Source organism: Isoptericola sp. AK164 (genome assembly GCF_029643425.1).
Taxonomy (GTDB): Bacteria; Actinomycetota; Actinomycetes; order Actinomycetales; family Cellulomonadaceae; genus Isoptericola; species Isoptericola haloaureus.
The window spans coordinates 175,148-193,139 of the sequence record NZ_CP119106.1 but is presented as its reverse complement, the minus strand read 5'-3'; the positions used below and the strand labels follow the sequence as shown (position 1 = coordinate 193,139).

Genomic DNA, 17,992 nt, shown 5'->3' with positions numbered 1-17,992 from the left:
CTAGAAAGGGCGCGTTTCGGACGGGGTGAGGGCGTGTTACGGGTGCGTGAGTTCTTGCGCCGGGTCGCACGGATGACGCGATGACTCAATCATTGCGTCACGGGTGGCGTCGATGACACAATAATTGAGTCATAGTATCATCGCCGAGATCCGCGACCTGCGGGACTCGCTCGCCATGATGCTGCGGACGCCGCGGCGCTGGACCAGCGGCATGCGGAGGACGACGCAGGCACGCGCCATCCAGGGATCGAACACGATCGAGGGCTACACCGTCTCGGACCAGGACGCGCTCGCTGCCGTGGACGACGAACCCCCGATGAGCGCCGATCAGCGCACCTGGTCCGAGATCCTCGGCTACCGGCGCATGATGACGTACATCCTGCGCATGGCGCCCGACGACGGGTTCACCGTGGACTCCCAGACGTTGCGGTCGCTGCACTTCATGCTGCTCGAGCACGACCTCTCCGTGGACCCGGGGCGGTTTCGACCCGGCCCGATCTACGTCCGCGACGAGGCCGCCGACGCCACCGTCTATGAAGGACCGTCGGCGGACGACGTCCCCGGGCTGGTCGACGAACTGGTCCGCTCCCTGCGCACCGACGGCACCGACACGCTGGTCGACGCGGCGATGGCGCACTTGAACCTGGTGATGATCCATCCGTTCAAGGACGGCAACGGTCGGATGGCCCGCGCTCTGCAGACCCTCATGCTCGCCCAGGACCGGGTGCTGGAACCCACGTTCTCCAGCATCGAGGAATGGCTCGGCAACAACACGGACGACTACTACCGCGTCCTCGCGGTCACCGGCGAGGGCTCCTGGCACCCCGAGAACGACGCGGGGCTGTGGATCAAGTTCAGTCTGCGCGCCCACCACATGCAGGCACAGACGCTGCGCCGCCGATTCGACGAGGCCGACCGGACCTGGGTCGAGCTCGACGAGCTCATCGCCCAGCACGGCCTCCATGAACGGACGGGCGACGCGCTGTTCGATGCTGTGCGCAGTCTGCGCGTCGTGCGGCCGACCTACGTCAAGCAGGCCGGCGTCGAAGAGCAGACGGCAAGCCGCGACCTCCGGGGGCTGGTCAGCGCAGGGCTTCTCCAAGCGCACGGGCAGACACGGGGGCGCTACTACACCGCGAGCGGGGCGCTCCGCGCGCTGGCGGAGGAGATCCGTTCCGACCGGACGGCGCTGGTTGATCCATACCCTTGGCTGCTCGGGGTGCTGCGGCGAAGCGCTGGGAGGTAGCGCATCCCGCGGTATCCGGCGAGGTACAGGCGACGAGCTGGGGAGGTCAGGAAGGTTCAGCAGGAAACGCCAAGGACGTCGAATGTCGTGCATGAACAGCCACAACGATTGATCGCTCTGGGGCCACGATCCGGCCGCGCGTGCCGTGACTCGTCTGCTCCCAATTGTTGCGCTATAGCCACCCTTGCGGTCACACCGATGACTCACTCAGTGCTTGGCATCGGCCTGATCACCAACGCAGACATGGCGCGTGCACTCGCGGCTCCAGGTCGGCTAGAATGACAGCATGCTGACGATTCAGCCGCAGCACCCCTCATCAACACGAAATTCGTGGACCCGAGGGCCGCGTCCATGACGAGCCACCAATGACTTCGGCGCCGAGGCCGCAGCACGTGCCCGCACACCCAGGGAGTTCGTCGAGGACCGTCTCGCGGCGTATGAGCCGGGCCAAGAGACGCGACACCGCTCCTGAATTTTCCTTACGACTACGACTTCACGCGCTCGGCCTACGATATCGGGTCGCATATCCAGTTCCCGGGCAGCGGCGTCGCTCCATCGACATCGCCTTTACTCGTGCAAGGTTGGCGGTTTTTGTTGATGGCTGCTTCTGGCATGGCTGCGAGGAGCACGGCATTATGCCGACCGCAAACAGTGAGTGGTGGCGCACCAAGATCGGTGCCAACAAGTCACGCGACCGCGACACGGATCGAGTTCTGATGCAACAAGGCTGGATGGTGCTTCGCGTGTGGGAACACGAAGAGCCAGCGACGGCCGTAGATCGAATCGCTGCCACGTATCACTCCAGAATGAACCCCGTGACGGTTAGGCGGAAACTGTCGAACTAAGCCACGGCGTCCACTTCGGAGCCCACGCGCGGCCCGGCTCTCTGAAGCCGGGATCATGACCGTCGGACACGGGCCTCATCAGGCTTTTGAGGTGGGCGACGGCCATGCATACGAAGCGACCTGCCAGCCATCCGCTCTTGCCAACTTACACTGGAACTTGTCCCTACGCGCCCTTCGGGCCTCACCGGCCCCCCAGTCCGGCTGCTCTTTCTGGACTATCCAACCTGCTGCAATTGCTGAATCTAATGACGCAATGTCTTCGATCCAAAGAGCGCGCAAGAGAAGGGGAGCCCAGGATGCCTTGCGAGGGCGCGAGTTTCCAGTGCTCGCAACATATCCGCTCAACGGGCGCCCGTCTGACTCTGCAAAGGCCCTGTGCCAGTCTCGAAAGTCGCCCGTGACATCAACTCCCGCTGTTCCATCAACAACGATGAACCCTAGCCCCTGCTCCGCGATGCACTCCCTCACTGCCCACGCATCGTTGAGCCACATCGTCGATGCGGACCGCTTGGCCGGCAGGCCATCGCTCGGGTGGGCATGGGTCCACGCCGTGTGCGCTTTTGCGTCCCAAACACGCGTCGACGAAGCGTAGTCGAAGACGGTGCTGCCGAATCGGGTCCGGGGTCCACCGACCGGCGGCGTCGGGAAGGTTTCGTTGAGGATCTCACGAAGTCGCTCTTCGAAATAGAACCCTGGCCACTCCATCTGCCGCCACTGCGTCGAGCCGCTCTCCCGCATCCACTGGACACACTCACGGCCGTCCCAGTGCGCAGGCAGGCCGCGCTGTAGCGCCTCAACGAGTTCGGCGGCCTCCTCAGTGGCGCTCGCCCAGGCGGAAGAGGAAACCTGCGCACGCCTTTCAGCGCCCGCAAGCATTAGATTCAGGCCCTCGCGGGTCACAGTAGCGCCGGTCGAACCAGCGGTGCGCAGCCATGGCACGCCGAACTCCCGGCATAGGGCCTCGGCAAGTTCCTGCTTCCGCAAGCCTCGTTCGAGCAAGTTCGGCGCAAACCGACGTGCGAGATCCTGGAACGTCCAGATGTGCTCCTTGCCACCCGGGCCCAGTCGGTCGGGCGGCACGCCCGCAAGTTGGCACAGCCGGTCCACCGCTTCTTGCTTGGACCGGGCGGCCCTGAACCCCGCGAAGGCCCTCAAGACCTGCTGAGCCGTCCGATCGGTCGGAAGCGACTCAGCGCGTGAAAGCCGAGCGAGGCTCTCGGATGCCGCTCGCAGCAGTCGGTTCATCCCCGAGAGAGTGACCTGCAGGCCCGAGAAGTCCATGCCTTGCCGCCAGCTGACACCCAACACATCGGCGATCTGGCCACCCAGTGTCGCGTTGACAGAGCTAAGGTCGACGTCAAGCCCCAGGCTCGTGGCCAGAGCGACGAGGGAGCGCTTCGGCCCACGTGTCCCGACCGTCGCGGCGCCAGTCAGCGCGAACATTCGCGCACTGGCCTCAGGGATCGACGCGGCGGGGTTGAAGTTCACCACAGAATCCGACACAGGCCACACCCTGGCACACACGCTGAGGGCACTCGCCGTGGGATACTCAGCGGTCGCCCAAGACACGCGCGTCGAGACTTGCGCTCGGCAGCAACATCGGGTTAGCTGTACACATGTTCGATCCTGCCAGCCCTGGAGGTGCCGCCGTGAGCGAGCACGCGTTCCGGTACGTCGACCTCTTCGCGGGGATCGGCGGATTCCACGCCGTACTCGACGCCATGGGCGGCGAGTGCGTGTACGCCGTTGAGATCGACTCAGCCGCACGCGCTGTGTATCGGGCCAACTGGGGCATCTCGGCGCTGGGCAACAACGACAAGGGCGACATCACTCTCGACACACAGAGCCAGCCCGTCAACGTCCCGAAGCACGATGTGCTCGTCGCGGGATTCCCCTGCCAGCCGTTCTCCAAGAGCGGCGCGCAACGCGGCATGGAAGAGGCGAGGGGCACGCTCTTCTTCCACATCATGCGCATCATCGAGGACCGCAGGCCGGCGGTGGTCCTGCTTGAGAATGTGCGCAACCTGGCGGGACCTCGCCACATACACGAGTGGGAGGTCATCATCAAGGCGCTACGCCAAGCCGGATACCGCGTCAGCGAATCCTCTTCAATTCTGTCACCTGCAAAGATCTCACCGGAGGACGGGGGGCACCCGCAGACTCGCGAGCGCGTATTCATTGCTGCTACGCGGATCAAGCCGCTCGAGCCATCGGAAAAGTATCTCGCAAGAGAAGAACCTCGCACTCGAAGTCTGCCAAGCCCATTTGAAGATGTTGCGCCGATCACGCTTGAGGCCTACCGGATGACAAAGGAGTGGAACCTCTGGGAGGACCTACCACTGAACCGGGACCGCTCCGATGATGGCACGGTATCTCCGACAGAGTGGATGTGGATCGACCACTGGGATGAATGGGTGCAGAAGACGCGAGAACTGCTCGCATACGAAGCCAGACAGACAGATGCCCCCACAACAGCGCTTCCTGGCTTTCCCATCTGGGCCAATGTCTGGACGACCGACGACGCCGCCCGAGCAACAGCGTTGAGCGATGCTCAAGAGATGCCTTGGAAAACTGGGCATCTGACCAAGAACTACCGACTGTACGACCGGCTTCGGAAATTCGATTCCGAATGGACCGCGACGTGGCTCGGAAAGACTCGCCAGTTCCCGGAGTCGCGACAGAAATTCGAATGGCAAGCACAGATGGCAACGTCCGTTCGTGACTGCGTAGTCTCATTCCGGCCATCGGGCCTACGGGTGAAGCGGCCAACCCATCTTCCTACCCTCGTCGCCATTTCCCAGACTCCGGTCATTGGACCATTGAAGCGACGCCTTTCAGTGGAGGAGGGCGCCCTCTTGCAGGGACTCCCGGCTGACTTCGATTGGGCCGGCCAGCGCGAAGCCGCCACCTGGAAGCAACTTGGGAACGGTGTCAACACAGGCGTAGTGGCACAGGCTCTGCGCGCCCAAGTCGAGAGAGATGCCGACCTACTCGAACTCGATGTGCGCGGTCAGAGGGTGTTTGAAGCGGTTACCAAGACAATGGCAGATTCGGGCGGAGACCTGAGAACAAGGATCGCAGAAACTCTTAGCAGTCAGCGAATCTCTGGCCGCTCCGAATAATTGGTCTGTTGTTTTTGTTTTCCATTCCTCAATCACCACATTTCGACGAATCGGCGCTCTCGCCGACATAGTGATTGCTCTGCCCGATCCTACGGTCGCAGGATTCGGAGCGCCCTGATCAGGACGTCGAGACCCTTGGCAGTAACTGTCGATCCGCCGCCCGAGATCGAGCCTCGGCTGTCACAATCGGACCCCCATGCGATCCCTGCTTCTCGTGCGATCGCCTCAGCAATTTCAGGCATTGACCCCGCCGCCACCCCAACATGCTGCGCAGCGGCATAGAAGACACTAGATGGAAGGCTGCTACCGCCACCTCGCGGGAGGTGGACTCGTGGGTGCCCAACAATGTCGCAGATCTCGTTGATCTGATCCTCCTTGGTGCACCCGCCGTAGGGACCTGCGGATCGTCCGTCGCCGCCTGCCTGCGGGTCCAGTCCCCGACAAATCCCGCACCAGGACTCCTCCATCCCGTGCATACATTCAGTTCCCATTTGCCCTCGTCTCTCATTGGCCAACTAGCACTTCTGCTGCTCCAAGGCCTGTCCGATCGACCGCCCCATGCTGCGTGCTAGCGTTCGGCTCAAACTTTCGTTGCGCGGCCCGGTTCACCGCGTCCCGCGACTGACACCTGGGCGGATTCCTAGAGTAGTCAATAGTCTGCCTGAGCGGGTCGGTCGTCGCGCTGAATCTCGATACTCACCAAGTATTCGAGATTCGTCTCTCCGCCCGGTAAACTTCAGAGAGCCTGCAAATCCACAATACTCACGGCGTGGATGTGGTACCCAGTTTGCAGCATTGCGGAGATCTGAACTATGCACGCCACCCCTCCGCCTTCTCCAGCCTCTTGCACACGGCTTCCCCGCCGATCACCTCGATCCACTCGCGATCCCCGACCACGACGAGCAGCGTCCGCGCCCGCGACAGCCCGGTGTACAGCATCTCCCGCGCCCGCTCGAGGTCTCGCACCCCGTTGACGGCCAGCACCACCACCGACCGCTCGAGCCCTTTGAACCCGAGGACGTGCCCGTAGAACACGTCCTGCTCGGCGAAGAACGCGTCCCAGTACTCCGCCTACCCGCCGAGTTCCACCTCGTTGACCTGCTCGGGGTGCCGGCGTCCGGTCGCGAGCAGCGCCATCGAGCCGGGTTCCCATCCCTCGGCGAGCAGCGCCTCGACGGCGTCGTCCGCCGCCTCGACCGCGGCCTCGGCGGGCACGTCGACCACCCGCACGGGTGGTCCGTCGAGCCCTCGGGGCTTCACCACGTCGTCGGACAGCGCACCGAAGACCTGTGCGATCTGCTTGGTGGACCGCAGGTTCTCGTCCAGGGTCACCGGCGTGAGCTCCAGCGGCACCTGCCGTCGCGGGGGAAGACCCGCTGCGCGTCGTCGAGGAACACGTACACCCCACCGGTGTCGGCGTCCCGCAGGCACCGCAGCAGGGAGGGCCACCACAGGTCGCCGAAGTCCTGCGCCTCGTCGACGACGACGGCGTCGAACAGCTCGTCCGGTCCGCGCAGCGCCGCGAGCCGCCCCAGCTCGGTCGGCAGGTGCCGCTCCCAGTAGTCGGGGTCGTCGTCGCGCCCGCCGACGGCACCCCAGGAGACCGGCAGCTCGTGGAACAGGCCGACGTAGGCGGGTCGGTCGCGGCGGGGCCAGGTCGCGGTGATCCGCTGGAAGTACCGGCCGAGGCCCCGCGAGTAGCACAGCAGCGCCACCCGCTCCCCCGCCCGGGTCCGCCGTCGGGCCTGCTCCAGCGCCAGGTAGGTCTTGCCCGAGCCGGCGCCGCCGACCACCCGCATCCGCCGCACCTGCGACAGGGCACGCAGGATCTGCACCTGGTCTCGGGTCATCTGCTCGAGCCGGGTCTCGTGCTCCAGCGCGCGCGTCAGGTGCTCCGACTGGCTGGGGAACCCGCCGGCCACGCAGGCGACGAGCCCGTCCAGCGCGTCCTCGTCGAGCGGGGCGTACCCCTGGCCGTGCCGCTCGATCGCGTGCTTGACGCGGTCCGCCACGCCGCCGGGACTCTCGAGGTCGTCGCGCCCGATCACCATGTCCCGCGGCAGGTCGAACGAGTCCCACCCGCCCGAGACGTAGCGGTGCGGGAACGCCACGAGGTGCGCGGTGCGCGACGACGACGCCGGCTCGCCGCGCTCGCGCAGCAGCGCCTGCAGCACGTGGCGGGCGCTCTGCACCTGCCGGACCGGCTGGATGCGATGCCGCGCGTCGCCGCTGCCCTGGTACCAGGACCCGCCGGACCGCTCGATGTACCCACCCTTGACCTCGACGACGGCGATCCCGACGCCGGGCCAGGCGACGAGCAGGTCGATCTCGTACTCCTGGTCGTACTCCTGAAGGTTCACCCCGTGGCAGACGACGACGTCGTCCGGGAGCTCCGCGCGCAGCGCCTCCCACACCGCACGTTCGGCTCCGCCGTCGTCCGGGAAGTCCGGCGTCGAGGGGTACGTGCGCGGCATGCTCCCTTCGTACTCGACGAATCGGTTCAGGTCACGGACGTTCCCCAGGTCTCGCAGCGAGCGCCTGTCCCGCTCCCGTCCAACTCCGCCACAATGGCCGCCATGCCGTCCTGCCCTGCCCACCGCCTCGCCCCGGCCCGACGGGCGGCCCGCACCGGTGCCGTCGTCGTCGCGGCAGCCCTCGCTCTCGCAGCCTGCTCCGCCGACGTGGCGCCCGCTCCCGACGCGGCCACGCCGGCTGCCACCCCCGCGGAGACGTCGCCCGCACCGAGCAGCACGCCGACCGAGCCGTCGGCGGACCCCAGCCCGTCGCCGTCGGACACCCCGAGCCCACAGGCCGAGGAACCCGCGCCGGCCGACACCCCCACCTACCCGTCGTTCGACCCGCACACCGACCGCGCCCTGCAGACCATCGCCGCGATGGAGGCGACATTCGGCGCGGGCGCCTTCAAGGTCGAGGGCGACGACGACGGCACGCGCTGGAAGCTGGAGCTCACGCAGGGCGGCGACCGGCTCAAGGTCAAGGCCGAGGCGAACGACACCGGCATCGCGACGACCGACACGAAGCGCGACGACCTCGGCGACGACGACCGCGAGGCCCTCGGACGCGCGCAGGTCAGCCTGAGCGAGGCGATCGTCCGTGTCGTCGAGTCCTCGGGCGGCGTCCTCGACAAGGCCGAGCTCGAGGAGGACGACGGCATCGCCTACTGGGAGGTCGAGGTCGACCTCGGGGACGACGACGAGCACTACCGCGTCGACGTCGCCACCGGCACGCTCTCGCGGGAGTCGTAGGGGCCGCACACCGGCGATCCCGGCGGTCACGGGTCCTCCCCCACCATCGGCGGGCGCGTGACGTCGCCGTCGCCCTCAAGCCTGGGGACGACGTAGAAGCCGTCGGGCGTCTTCCAGTCGTAGACGACGACCGCGTTGACCTCCCGCAGACTCCCACGCCACGACGCCAGGCGGTGCCGGTCCACCCACCGCAGCCCGAGCCCGGCCTGGTCGCGCACCGCACAGCTCAACATCGCCAGGTGGTACGAGTTCCTGTGCTGCTCGTGGATCTCCCATGGCAGCCGGGCGAGGACCTGCTCGTCGAGCTCGGGAAACATCTCTGCTCCTTCGTCCGGGGAGCCGGCCGACAGCCACCCGGACGCGCGAACGAGCCCGGAGGCCGTCAGCGACCCCGCTCTTCCCCGCGCCGGTCGGCGCGAGGCCGGTCTTCCTCCTGAGGCACCGTGCGCGAGGAGCGCGGTTGCCGGATCGGCACGCGGAGGACGTGTCGCCGATCACTCGTTGACCTGGGCAGATGTCTACCCGACACCGGAGGCGGGCCGCAACCGGAACGGCCCGCCCCGGACGTCCGGTCTCACTGCACCGAGACCTCGACACCGCCGGAGAACGCCGAGTCGTGCAGCTCGAGCGTCGCGGGCGTCGCGTCCGTCGGGACGTCGAAGACGACGACGCCGTCCACGGTGTTGCCCGGGTTGATCTCGTTGAGGAAGCTGTTCGAGTCGTCGAGGTAGATCGCCGCCTCGGAGTCCGCCGAGTGCGTGCGGCCCTCGGTGTCGACGAGCTTCTGGCTGCTGCCGTCGAAGTACTGCGCCTCGTCGCCGATGTTCTCCACCGCCATGTGGACGAGCACGAACTGTCCCTGCGCCTCGGTGTTGAGGTACTCGTTCCCGATCTGCGCCACGCCGTCCTCGAGCTCGGTCACGGTGAACTCGAACTTGCCGTCGCGCGCGGCGTCGCCGAGCCCCGGCAGGTCCGCGGCGTCGGTGCCCGGATCCTCCGCCTGCTCCTCGGCATCGGCCGCGTCCTGACCGTCCGCGGCCGCGCCGTCGTCGGTCCCGGCGTCCTGACCGGAGTCCTCGGTCGTCGCGGCGTCCTCGGAGGCGACCTCCGCCGTCGTGCCCGCGTCCGCCGGCGCCTCGTCGCCGCCACCGCCGAACGCGGCGCCGACGACGGCGATCCCGACGAGCACGCCGAGGCCGGTGAGGACCTTGTGGCGCGCGAACCAGCTCTTCTGCGGCCCCGGCTCGGGAGCCTGCGGCGCTCCGGACCCGCCCGAAGGAACGGGCTGCTGCGGGACCTGTCCCTGCGGGGCGGGGACCTGGCCCTGCGGGGCGGGCTGCTGCGGGGTCTGCGGAGACCACGCGGGGTGCTGCTGCTGGTCGGACATGATCGCTCCTTCGTCGAGCCGGTGATCGAACGAGATCGATCCTCGGCTCCGGGTGCCCGACGGCGGATCCCCCGGACGGCTCGACCCACCGACCCGAACGGGGGAACCTCGGGCCGCGCTGCCGACCCGATCGGGTGATGACCGGCGTCGGAGGCGCGCCGTACGCTGCCCGGTATGTACCCGCCGTCGCCCACCCCGGGAGGGCCGCCGCCGGACCCTGCCAGCGGTCCGGGCGGCCCCGTGCCGGGCTACCCCGGCTCCCACGAGGGAGCCGCCGCGCCCGATCCGTACGCCGGCTCGTCCGCGGCGCCCTTCCCGGCCTCGTACGCCGGTGGGGCTGCGCCGTCGCCGTACCCGCCGTCGCCCTACCCCGGCCCGACGCCGTACCCGGGTCCGATGCCGCACACGCCCTACCCCGGGCCCCCGCCCACCGGACCGGCACCGAGGCCGCCCGGCCAGGGGCGTCGCACGGCGAGCCGGTGGGGGTCGATCGGCGCCGTGGCGGTCACCTGGTTCTGCGCCGTCACGGGCGCGGCCTTCGCGGCACCGGCCGAGCTCACCAACACCCAGGTCGCCGTCTTCCTGCTCTGGTTCGTCGTCGCGGCCGGGGTGGCAGCGGCCGTGTGGTGGCGCACCACGCACCCGGTCGCGGTGTGCCTGGCGACCGCCGCGGTCGGGATCGTCAGCCCGCTCGGCGCCGTCGCCCCGCTCCTCGCCCTGCCCTGGGTGGTGGCGCGCACCGACCTGCGGCGCAGCCTGCTGTGCGGCGGCGCGACGGCGCTCGCGCTGATCGCGACGTTCTGGCGCGACGCCGCCCGCGAAGGCGACAACGTCATCTTCTCCGCGACCGCGGAGGACGGCGGCGCGACCTCCTACATGACGCCTCTCGGCTACCTGATCCTCGGCGTGCTGGCCCTGGGACTCGCCGTCGGCGTCGGGCTGCTGCGACGGGTCGCCACCCGGGCCGGGGCCGACGCCGACGCCGCCCGTTCCGTCGCCACCGCCGAGTCGCGACGGGCTGCGACGCTCCAGGCGCGGTCCGAGACGCTGCAGACCGAGCTCTCGCGGCAGGAGGAGCGCGACCTCATCGCCCGCGAGATGCACGACACGGTGGCGCACCAGCTCTCCCTGATGTCGCTGCAGGCCTCGGCCCTGGAGGTGTCGTCGGAGGACGCCGAGACCGGGGACGCCGCCCGGTCGATGCGGTCCTCGGCGCACCGTGCGCTGGAGGAGATGCGCACGCTCATCACGTCCCTGCGCGAGGGCGCCGAGGACTATGCGGGTCGGGACTGGACCCTGGACGACCTGGCCGACCTGCTCGACGGCGCCGGGGACCGGGGCGTGGACCTGGTGGCGACGGTGTTCGTGACCGACGGTGACGCCGCGCCGCCGACGCTGACCCGCACGGTGTACCGCGTGGTGCAGGAGTCGCTGACCAACGCGGCCAAGCACGCCCCCGGCGCGCGGGTCGCGGTCAGCGTCCGGGCGCGACCGGTCGACGGCATCGACGTCTCGGTACGCAATCCGACCCTCCCGGTCGCCGGGCCCGCGGCGGCGCCCGGGAGCGGCTCCGGCCTGCGCGGGATGCGGGAACGCTGCGAGGCTCTCGGCGGCACGTTCGACGCCGGCCGCCAGGACGACGACTCGTTCCTGGTCCGCGCCCACCTGCCCTGGTCGCCGACGCCGGAGGCGTAGCCGGGCAGGTCCAGCGCCCGCGCCGCTCCCGCGCCACTCCCGCGGCCGGCCCGGGCTGGAGCTGCTCCGACGATGTCGCAGGTCACCAGTAGTGTCGAGGCCGTGACACGGGTTCTGGTCGTCGACGACGACACGATGGTGCGGCAGTTCCTGCGACAGATCCTCACCGCACGCGGCCTGGAGGTCGTCGGCGAGGCCACCGACGGGGACGAGGTGGTCGCCGCCGTCCGGGCGCACCGTCCCGACGTCGTGCTCATGGATCTGCGCATGGCACGCCTCGACGGTGTGCGCGCCACCGCCGCCGTCGTCGAGCTGCCCGACCCGCCGGGCGTGGTCGCCATGACGTCCTTCGACACGGAGTCGGCCATCCTCGACGCCGTGCACGCCGGCGCCGCCGGGTTCCTGGCCAAGGACTCCGGCCCGGACGAGCTGGTCGCAGCCGTCGAGGCCGTCGCCGCCGGGGACGGGGCCCTGTCGCCACGGGCCGCCCGGGTGGTCGTGGAGCAGGTCGGCAAGGCGTCGGGCGCCCGAGGGCGGGACGAGGCCCGCGCGGAGCTGGCACGGCTCACCGACCGCGAGCGCGAGATCGCCCACCAGGCGGCCCGGGGCCTGACGAACGCCCAGATCGGCGCCGAGCTCTACCTCGGGGCGGCCACCGTGAAGACCCACCTCAGCACGGCCTGCCACAAGCTCGGGGTGAACCGGGTGCAGCTCGCGGTCCTCGTGGACCGCGCGGCCTGATCCCGGTCAAGTACGCGACCATGGACCTGTGGACGACGCGACCCGCTGCCCCTGCCTGTCCGGCCTGCCCTACGGCGAGTGCTGCGCCCCGCTGCACCGCGGCGAGCGCACCGCCCCGACCGCCGAGGCGCTGATGCGGTCCCGCTACAGCGCCTTCGCCGTCGGCGACGCCGACTACCTGAGCGCGACCTGGCACCCGGGCACCCGCCCGTCGTCGCTGGACCTGGACCCGGGCCGCCGCTGGCGGCGCCTGGACATCCTCGGCACCAGTGCGGGCGGACCGTTCGACGACGCCGGCGAGGTCGAGTTCGTCGCGACGTTCACCGACGACGACGGCGGCCGCGGCCGGCTGCACGAGCTCAGCCGGTTCGTGCGCGAGGGCGGCACGTGGCTCTACGTCGACGGTGACGTCCGGCCCTGACGCCCCGACCAGCCGGGACGTGTCGGGGGCCGTCGCTACCGTCGCCGGCATGACCTTCGTGAACGTCGGTACCCTCGGTGCCGCTCCCGGCCAGCGCGACGAGCTGGTCGCCCACCTCACGGCCCGCAGCGACGAGCTCGCTGACGCCGGCTGCCTGTCCTACGAGGTCGGCGTGAACGACGAGCACCCCGACACCGTCTACGTCGCCGAGATCTGGACGTCGGCCGCGGCGCACCGCGACTCGCTGCAGCTGCCCGGCGTGCAGGCGTCCATCGCGGCGGCCAGGCCGCTGCTGTCCGGGGAGATGGGCGGGTTCCGGTTCGACGTCGTCGGCTCACCGCTGCGCGACTGAGCCGTCACGGCCCTGAACCGTCCGGGCCCGGCCGGGGCCTGTCGTCCGCGCGAACCCGACACCGCCGTCCGCCCACGGCGAACCCGGAAATTGAGTCGGGGTGACTCAAGTTGTACTCCTCGGAACCATCCACGAGAGGAGCACTCATGACTGCCACCCTGACCCGCACCCCGCTGACCGACGCGCTGTTCCGCGACCTGTGGACCCCGCGCCCGGCAGCCCCCACCGATGCCAAGCCCGCCGCGGACGTGTACCGCGAGGGCGAGGACCTCGTCGCCCGCCTCGACCTGCCGGGCATCGACCCGGCCGAGGACGTCACCGTCGAGGTCGAGGGCCGCAAGCTCGTCGTCCGTGGCGAGCGCAAGGACCAGCGCGGCGAGGAGTCCGAGGGCCGCCGCGTCTCGGAGGTGCGCTTCGGCGCCTTCCGCCGCGTCGTCACGCTGCCGAAGGCCGTCGAGGCCGACGCGGTGACGGCGTCCTACGACGCCGGTGTCCTGACGGTCACCGTGGCCGGCGTGTTCGCCGGCACGACCCCGCAGCGCATCGAGGTCACCACCGCGGCCTGATCACGAGATCCCGGGCCACCCGGCCCGGCCGCGCACGGCGACGGCGCTCGACCCTCGGGGTCGGGCGCCGTCGTCACACACGGACATCACCGCGAGATCAGCTGCTCGAGCGCCTCCAGGGCGTGATCGACGTCGTCGCGCCTCACAGCGGGATCGCCACGACGGATGCTCGCACCGCGGGACGGAGCGACTGCTCGGGGACGATGTCCACGGGCCGGCCCAGGATGGCCGAGAGCTCGGCCTCCAACGCGCCCAGCGCGAACAGGCCCACGCCGTCGTCGACGTCGACCAGCAGATCCACGTCCGATTCCGGGCCGTCCTCGCCGGAAGCGACGGAGCCGAAGACGCGCAGGTGACGCACTCCGCGCCTGGCCGCTGCATCGACGACGTCGTCCCGATGCTGCCGAAGGACCGCGTCGAGCATGCTGCTGCCCCCCGCCTCGGTAAGAGCTACGGCCTCCGAGGCGACGGCACGGCCCAGGAGGCGCTTGACCTCAGGCTGGCTGCGCCCCAACGACCGCGCGATCCGGCGCTGGCTCCACCCGAGATCATGCGCCTGGCGGACACCGCGTTCCAGCGTCCGGCTCGCTTCGGCGCGCAGGTCGTCCGCACGGGATCCCAGACCTGCCAGATAGTCCGCGAACGCATGCTCGACGGCCGACTCCTCGCCTTCCATGCGGCCACCTCCGATAGCACATGCTATCGAAGTCCACTCGGCCGCGCACCGCCCGATCGAGCGTCTCTGTTCCTCAGGAATCGCGACCTGATTCCTGAGGAACAGAGACGCTCGACGGGAGACAGCTCAGCCCCAGAGCCGCTCCGAGGCGATCCGCGCGCCGGCGGCCAGGGACTCGAGCTTGGCCCACGCGATCTGCGGGTGCACGCGCCCACCGAGCCCGCAGTCGGTCGAGGCCAGCACGTTCTCCCGGCCGACCCGCCGCGCGAACCGCTCGATGCGCTCGGCGACGAGCTCGGGGTGCTCCAGCACGTTGGTCGCGTGCGAGACCACGCCGGGCAGGATCAGCTTGCCCTCGGGCAGCTCGATGTCATCCCAGACGCGGTACTCGTGCTCGTGCCGCACGTTCGCCGCCTCGAAGGAGTACGCCCCGGCGTCGATGTCGAGCATGAGCCCGACGATGTCGCGCATCGGCAGGTCCGTGGAGTGCGGCCCGTGCCACGATCCCCAGCACAGGTGGTACCGCACCTTCTCCGGCGGGATGCCGCGCAGCGCGTGGTTGAGCGCCTCGACGTGGATCCGCGAGAAGTCCAGGTAGTCGGTGACGGTCGGCTCCGGCGTGACCTGGTCCCAGGACTCGGCCAGCCCCGGGTCGTCGATCTGCACGATGAGCCCGGCGTCGACGATCGCGAGGTACTCCTCGCGCAGGACGTCGGCCCACGCGTAGGCGTACTCCTCGTGCGTCGCGTAGTGCTCGTTGTGGATCCGCGTCGCCGACCCGGGCGCGATCGAGGTGACGAACGCGTCGGTCACCCCGGCGGCGTCGGCAGCGGCCCGCAGGTTCGCGGCGTCCTGCGCGACGGCGGCCTGCCCGGTGTACGTCAGCGGCCCGGTGACCTTCGGGAACTGCCCCGGCCCCTCGCCGTGGAAGATACCCGACGTCGGGTCGGTGTACGCCTCGCGGAACCGCGCCTGGTCGCGGCGGTTGCCGAACCCGGTCAGCCGCACGTCGCCGGGCGCGGACTGCACGTCCGCCAGCACCCACTGCGCGTCGGTGTCGAGCTCGAGCCCGCCGGTGCGCTGGAACGAGTACGACCACCAGGCGCCGAAGTCCATCGGCGAGGACATCGACTTGCCGTACTCGCCGTCGCCGACCACGGAGATCCCGGCCTCCTGCTGGCGGCGCACGACGTCGGCGACGGCGTCGCGCAGCAACCGGCCGAAGTCGCCGTCGGCGTCCCCGCTCTCGCGGGCCGCGTTGGCGGCGAGCAGCTCGGCGGTGCGCGGCAGGGAGCCGGCGTGGGTGGTCTCGATGCGGTCGGTGCTGCGCAGCACGATGTCCTGCCTCTCGGTCACGGGAACGGATCTCGGGCGATCGTCGCACGGTTGCCGGAACGGCAAACCGGCTGTCCCTCAGCCGGACGGCGGGGCACCATGAAGCCTCACGCCACCGGAGGTCCGATGCCCGCCACCGTCCGCCTGATCGACGACGTCCGCCCCGAGGAGTCCGACCACGACTTCCTGCCCGGCATGCGGCGCGCCTGGCTCATGCCCTGGTACGACCTGACCGCCCGCCTGCGCGGCGTGCACCGCCTCTACCGGCGCACGGTCGAGATCGCGGGGATCACCGCGGGGCAGCACGTGCTCGACGTCGGCTGCGGCACGGGCAACCTGAGCCGCGAGGTGCTGCGTGCCACGCCGGACGCGGTCGTCACCGGGCTGGACCCCGACGGCGACTCCCTGCGCCGCGCGGCCCGCAAGCTGCGCCGTCGGCGCTCCGGCGACGTGACGTTGATCCGCGGGTTCGCGCACCGCCTGCCCGTGCCGGACGCCAGCCAGGACCACGTCGTCTCGTCCCTGGCGCTGCACCACGTCCCGCTGGCCGAGAAGCAGCAGCTCGCCGCGGAGCTGGTGCGGGTGCTGCGGCCGGGCGGGCTCGTGACGATCGCCGACTTCGCCGGCGACCACGCCGGCGACCACGCCGCCGGTCACGGACGCGGGCACCGCCACGGCGGCGAGGGGCACCAGCCCGGGCACGGTCCCGGCAGCACGGCCTACGACGCCGACAACGCCGACGGGGGCATCGAGAAGCTGCTCACGGCGGCCGGGCTGGAGGACGCCCGGGCGCTGGAGCGGATGCCGCTGCTGGGCGACTCGGTGGTGTTCGTCCAGGCACGGCGGGCCTGAGGCGCCGAAACGTCACCCCGCGCTCCGGCGGCGAGCGCTCGGGACCGGACCAGGGGAGGACCCGTTGCGTCCCGCTCCGGAGAGGAGTCCTCCTGTCGATCCGCCGACGGCGAGTAGTCCCCGGCGCGGAGCACGGACGGCGGACCGGTTGTTCACGCAGCCGTCGCCCCGAGGTCCTTCCCCGGTGCCGCCGCGGTGTCTAGCGTGAGGTCATGACGATGCGACGCCGCACCCTGTCCGCCGCCACGGCCACCGCCGTGGCCCTGACCACCTGTCTCGTCCCGGCCGCCGCGCACGCCGCCGACCACGGCCGCTCCGGCGACGCTCCCGGGCAGCAGTCCCTGCGCGTGGCGACCTACAACCTGTCGCTGAACCGCGGCACCGAGGGCGAGCTGGTCACCGATCTCTCGACCCCGACGAACCCGCAGGCCCGCACGGTCGCGGAGATCATCCAGCGCACGGACCCGGACGTCGTGCTCCTCAACGAGTTCGACGTCGACGCCGCGGGCGAGGCCGTCGACCTGTTCCGCGAGCACTACCTGGAAGTCTCCCAGGGTGGCGCCGCCCCGGTGGAGTACCCGTACGCCTACACCGCGCCGTCGAACACGGGCGTGGCCAGCGGGTACGACCTGAACAACGACGGCTCGGTCGGCGGGCCGGACGACGCGTTCGGCTTCGGGTTCTTCCCGGGCCAGTACGGCATGGCGGTGCTGTCGAAGCACCCGATCGCGACGGACGAGGTGCGCACCTTCCAGGACTTCCTGTGGAAGGACATGCCGGGCGCCCTGCTGCCCGACGACCTCGACACCCCGGAGCCGGCCGACTGGTTCAGCGCGGAGGAGCTCGAGGTGGTGCGGCTGTCCAGCAAGTCGCACTGGGACGTGCCGGTGGAGGTCGACGGCACGACGGTGCACGTGCTCGCCTCGCACCCCACGCCGCCCACGTTCGACGGTCCGGAGGACCGCAACGGTCGCCGCAACCACGACGAGATCCGGTTCTGGGCGGACTACGTCACCCCGGGCCAGGCCTCGCGCTACATCTACGACGACGACGGCGGTCGCGGCGGTCTGCAGCCCGGCGCACCGTTCGTGATCCTCGGCGACCAGAACGCCGACCCGGACGACGGCGACTCCTCCGACGCCGCGATCGACCAGCTCCTGGAGCACCCGCGGATCACCGACCCGCTGCCGACGTCGGAGGGAGCCGTCGAGGCCGGGGCCCTGCAGGGCGGCGCGAACGACGACCACACCGGCGACCCGGCCTACGACACCGCGGACTTCGCGGACGGGGCGCCGGGCAACCTGCGCGTCGACTACGTGCTGCCCTCACAGCACCGGCTGCGCGTCCAGGACGCGGGCGTCTTCTGGCCGGTGCAGGCCGACCCGCTGTCGGCGCTGACCGGCACCTACCCGTTCCCGAGCAGCGACCACCGGCTGGTCTGGGTCGACCTGGCCCTCTGAGGACCGGCCCCGGGTGCTGTCCCGCGCT

At 70.1% G+C, this 17,992-nt stretch carries 19 protein-coding genes and 1 riboswitch; of the genes, 11 read left to right on the top strand and 8 right to left on the bottom strand.

Annotated features, from left to right (window positions below; genetic code table 11):
* The first annotated feature begins 124 nt into the window (after positions 1 to 124).
* Both PO879_RS00885 and PO879_RS00880 read left to right on the top strand, forming a co-directional pair.
* Positions 125 to 1,246, top strand: a complete 1,122-nt coding sequence (locus tag PO879_RS00885) for a Fic family protein (RefSeq protein WP_278236066.1) — start codon at positions 125 to 127, stop codon at positions 1,244 to 1,246.
* A 365-nt stretch (positions 1,247 to 1,611) separates the two neighbouring features.
* Positions 1,612 to 2,091, top strand: a complete 480-nt coding sequence (locus PO879_RS00880) for a very short patch repair endonuclease (protein WP_278236065.1) — start codon at positions 1,612 to 1,614, stop codon at positions 2,089 to 2,091.
* Positions 2,092 to 2,169: 78 nt separating this feature from the next.
* Here the strand turns inward: PO879_RS00880 and PO879_RS00875 are convergent, their stop codons facing one another.
* On the bottom strand, positions 2,170 to 3,594 hold the full coding sequence (locus PO879_RS00875) for a hypothetical protein (protein ID WP_278236064.1): 1,425 nt from the start codon (positions 3,592 to 3,594) through the stop codon (positions 2,170 to 2,172).
* Positions 3,595 to 3,740: 146 nt separating this feature from the next.
* Here PO879_RS00875 and dcm point away from each other — a divergent pair, with 146 nt between their 5' ends.
* Positions 3,741 to 5,213, top strand: a complete 1,473-nt coding sequence (gene dcm, locus PO879_RS00870; RefSeq protein WP_278236063.1) for a DNA (cytosine-5-)-methyltransferase — start codon at positions 3,741 to 3,743, stop codon at positions 5,211 to 5,213.
* An 810-nt stretch (positions 5,214 to 6,023) separates the two neighbouring features.
* Here dcm and PO879_RS00865 read toward each other — a convergent pair.
* The 3 genes from PO879_RS00865 to PO879_RS00855 are packed head-to-tail and all read right to left on the bottom strand — an operon-like array spanning position 6,024 to position 7,687.
* Positions 6,024 to 6,248 (bottom strand): ATP-binding domain-containing protein, encoded by a 225-nt coding sequence (locus PO879_RS00865; protein WP_278236062.1) that lies wholly within the window; start codon positions 6,246 to 6,248, stop codon positions 6,024 to 6,026.
* Between the two features lie 36 nt (positions 6,249 to 6,284).
* Positions 6,285 to 6,566 (bottom strand): hypothetical protein, encoded by a 282-nt coding sequence (locus tag PO879_RS00860; protein ID WP_278236061.1) that lies wholly within the window; start codon positions 6,564 to 6,566, stop codon positions 6,285 to 6,287.
* Positions 6,542 to 7,687 (bottom strand): NERD domain-containing protein/DEAD/DEAH box helicase, encoded by a 1,146-nt coding sequence (locus PO879_RS00855; protein WP_278236060.1) that lies wholly within the window; start codon positions 7,685 to 7,687, stop codon positions 6,542 to 6,544. The genes PO879_RS00860 and PO879_RS00855 overlap by 25 nt, the downstream gene beginning before the upstream one ends.
* A gap of 102 nt (positions 7,688 to 7,789) precedes the next feature.
* Between PO879_RS00855 and PO879_RS00850 the strand changes: the two genes are divergently transcribed.
* Positions 7,790 to 8,479: a PepSY domain-containing protein gene (locus PO879_RS00850; RefSeq protein WP_278236059.1), complete on the top strand. Its 690-nt coding sequence runs from the start codon at positions 7,790 to 7,792 to the stop codon at positions 8,477 to 8,479.
* A 26-nt stretch (positions 8,480 to 8,505) separates the two neighbouring features.
* On the opposite strand, the gene PO879_RS00845 is transcribed toward PO879_RS00850, so the two are convergent.
* Positions 8,506 to 8,796 (bottom strand): hypothetical protein, encoded by a 291-nt coding sequence (locus tag PO879_RS00845; RefSeq protein WP_278236058.1) that lies wholly within the window; start codon positions 8,794 to 8,796, stop codon positions 8,506 to 8,508.
* A gap of 71 nt (positions 8,797 to 8,867) precedes the next feature.
* Positions 8,868 to 8,986: riboswitch (SAM riboswitch) on the bottom strand.
* A 67-nt stretch (positions 8,987 to 9,053) separates the two neighbouring features.
* A complete protein-coding gene (locus tag PO879_RS00840) occupies positions 9,054 to 9,866 on the bottom strand; it encodes a DUF4352 domain-containing protein (RefSeq protein ID WP_278236057.1) in 813 nt (270 codons plus the stop codon).
* 396 nt (positions 9,867 to 10,262) lie between these two features.
* Between PO879_RS00840 and PO879_RS00835 the strand changes: the two genes are divergently transcribed.
* From PO879_RS00835 to PO879_RS00815, 5 genes are all read left to right on the top strand, one after another.
* The gene (locus tag PO879_RS00835; protein WP_278236056.1) at positions 10,263 to 11,561 is read left to right on the top strand and encodes a histidine kinase; all 1,299 of its coding nucleotides are present in this window, start codon (positions 10,263 to 10,265) and stop codon (positions 11,559 to 11,561) included.
* Between the two features lie 102 nt (positions 11,562 to 11,663).
* Complete coding sequence (locus PO879_RS00830; RefSeq protein ID WP_278236055.1) at positions 11,664 to 12,302, top strand: response regulator transcription factor; 639 nt, start codon at positions 11,664 to 11,666, stop codon at positions 12,300 to 12,302.
* Positions 12,303 to 12,330: 28 nt separating this feature from the next.
* On the top strand, positions 12,331 to 12,723 hold the full coding sequence (locus PO879_RS00825; protein ID WP_278236054.1) for a YchJ family protein: 393 nt from the start codon (positions 12,331 to 12,333) through the stop codon (positions 12,721 to 12,723).
* A 49-nt stretch (positions 12,724 to 12,772) separates the two neighbouring features.
* Positions 12,773 to 13,075 (top strand): putative quinol monooxygenase, encoded by a 303-nt coding sequence (locus PO879_RS00820; protein ID WP_278236053.1) that lies wholly within the window; start codon positions 12,773 to 12,775, stop codon positions 13,073 to 13,075.
* Positions 13,076 to 13,221: 146 nt separating this feature from the next.
* A complete protein-coding gene (locus PO879_RS00815; protein WP_278236052.1) occupies positions 13,222 to 13,641 on the top strand; it encodes an Hsp20/alpha crystallin family protein in 420 nt (139 codons plus the stop codon).
* Positions 13,642 to 13,783: 142 nt separating this feature from the next.
* On the opposite strand, the gene PO879_RS00810 is transcribed toward PO879_RS00815, so the two are convergent.
* Both PO879_RS00810 and PO879_RS00805 read right to left on the bottom strand, forming a co-directional pair.
* Positions 13,784 to 14,317 (bottom strand): nucleotidyltransferase domain-containing protein, encoded by a 534-nt coding sequence (locus PO879_RS00810; protein ID WP_278236051.1) that lies wholly within the window; start codon positions 14,315 to 14,317, stop codon positions 13,784 to 13,786.
* 126 nt (positions 14,318 to 14,443) lie between these two features.
* Positions 14,444 to 15,652: a cobalamin-independent methionine synthase II family protein gene (locus tag PO879_RS00805; RefSeq protein ID WP_278237420.1), complete on the bottom strand. Its 1,209-nt coding sequence runs from the start codon at positions 15,650 to 15,652 to the stop codon at positions 14,444 to 14,446.
* Positions 15,653 to 15,778: 126 nt separating this feature from the next.
* Here PO879_RS00805 and PO879_RS00800 point away from each other — a divergent pair, with 126 nt between their 5' ends.
* Positions 15,779 to 16,504 (top strand): methyltransferase domain-containing protein, encoded by a 726-nt coding sequence (locus PO879_RS00800; protein ID WP_278236050.1) that lies wholly within the window; start codon positions 15,779 to 15,781, stop codon positions 16,502 to 16,504.
* Between the two features lie 212 nt (positions 16,505 to 16,716).
* Entirely contained in the window at positions 16,717 to 17,964 is a 1,248-nt protein-coding gene (locus tag PO879_RS00795) for an endonuclease/exonuclease/phosphatase family protein (RefSeq protein WP_278236049.1), read from the top strand.
* Positions 17,965 to 17,992: the final 28 nt, after the last annotated feature.

Bases quoted from the DNA above. Each gene is read 5' to 3' on its own strand.
- PO879_RS00815 (WP_278236052.1), top strand. From the start codon at position 13,222: ATGACTGCCACCCTGACCCGCACCCCGCTGACCGACGCGCTGTTCCGC.
- PO879_RS00810 (WP_278236051.1), bottom strand. From the start codon at position 14,317: ATGGAAGGCGAGGAGTCGGCCGTCGAGCATGCGTTCGCGGACTATCTG.
- PO879_RS00795 (WP_278236049.1), top strand. From the start codon at position 16,717: ATGACGATGCGACGCCGCACCCTGTCCGCCGCCACGGCCACCGCCGTG.
- PO879_RS00835 (WP_278236056.1), top strand. From the start codon at position 10,263: ATGCCGCACACGCCCTACCCCGGGCCCCCGCCCACCGGACCGGCACCG.
- PO879_RS00880 (WP_278236065.1), top strand. From the start codon at position 1,612: ATGACTTCGGCGCCGAGGCCGCAGCACGTGCCCGCACACCCAGGGAGT.
- PO879_RS00845 (WP_278236058.1), bottom strand. From the start codon at position 8,796: ATGTTTCCCGAGCTCGACGAGCAGGTCCTCGCCCGGCTGCCATGGGAG.
- PO879_RS00800 (WP_278236050.1), top strand. From the start codon at position 15,779: ATGCCCGCCACCGTCCGCCTGATCGACGACGTCCGCCCCGAGGAGTCC.
- PO879_RS00850 (WP_278236059.1), top strand. From the start codon at position 7,790: ATGCCGTCCTGCCCTGCCCACCGCCTCGCCCCGGCCCGACGGGCGGCC.
- PO879_RS00820 (WP_278236053.1), top strand. From the start codon at position 12,773: ATGACCTTCGTGAACGTCGGTACCCTCGGTGCCGCTCCCGGCCAGCGC.
- PO879_RS00840 (WP_278236057.1), bottom strand. From the start codon at position 9,866: ATGTCCGACCAGCAGCAGCACCCCGCGTGGTCTCCGCAGACCCCGCAG.
- PO879_RS00855 (WP_278236060.1), bottom strand. From the start codon at position 7,687: ATGCCGCGCACGTACCCCTCGACGCCGGACTTCCCGGACGACGGCGGA.